General features: G+C 35.5%; 1 pseudogene. It reads right to left on the reverse strand.

Going from position 1 to position 681, the window contains the following annotated elements:
* Positions 1-681: pseudogene (locus Q0997_RS20250) on the reverse strand (cell envelope biogenesis protein OmpA); the annotation flags it as partial.

Raw genomic sequence — 681 nt, forward strand, 5'->3', positions numbered from 1 at the left:
TTTCTATTGGTGCCTTGTAGATATCAAACTTTCCAAAACCACCTGGCATATCACTAGCAAAGTATAAGGTCTTTCCATCTGCACTTACGCTTGGGTTCTTTATAGAATAGTTTGGACTATTAATTGGTAAAGCCTCTATATTACTAAACTCATTACCACTCTTTGTAGCCTTAAACATGTGTAATACACTATACTTTGTGTTTGATACTGAATCCTTCTCATAAATGTTCTCAAAGAAACTCTCTCTAGAGAAATACATTGTTTTACCGTCTGGTGTAAAGGATACTACACCTTCGTGATACTTTGTGTTAATCTCATTCCCTAACATTGCCTCTCCTTGGTAAGTACCATCACTTGCTGCTGTATACTCGTAGATATCTAAAAATGGTTGCTCATTCCAACCATAGTTTCTTCTAGAGTCATTTCTTGCTGTTGTAATATATAGTTTTCCTCCTTGAAGTGTGCCTCCAAAATCTGATACTGCTGAGTTGATGTCCATATTTTGAACATTAAACTTCTTTCCTTTATCTAAAATCTTTGGAAGGTAATCTGGATTTGCCATAAAAGCAGTCGCTCTATGATCGCCTGGACGCATAGATGAAAACTTCTTCATCTGTGTGTTTGAAGCTTCATATTTTCCATTCGCTTTTAACATTTCAGAATACTTGAAAATCATTTCTG

The organism is uncultured Lacinutrix sp., from assembly GCF_947500325.1.
Taxonomy (GTDB): domain Bacteria; phylum Bacteroidota; class Bacteroidia; order Flavobacteriales; family Flavobacteriaceae; genus Lacinutrix.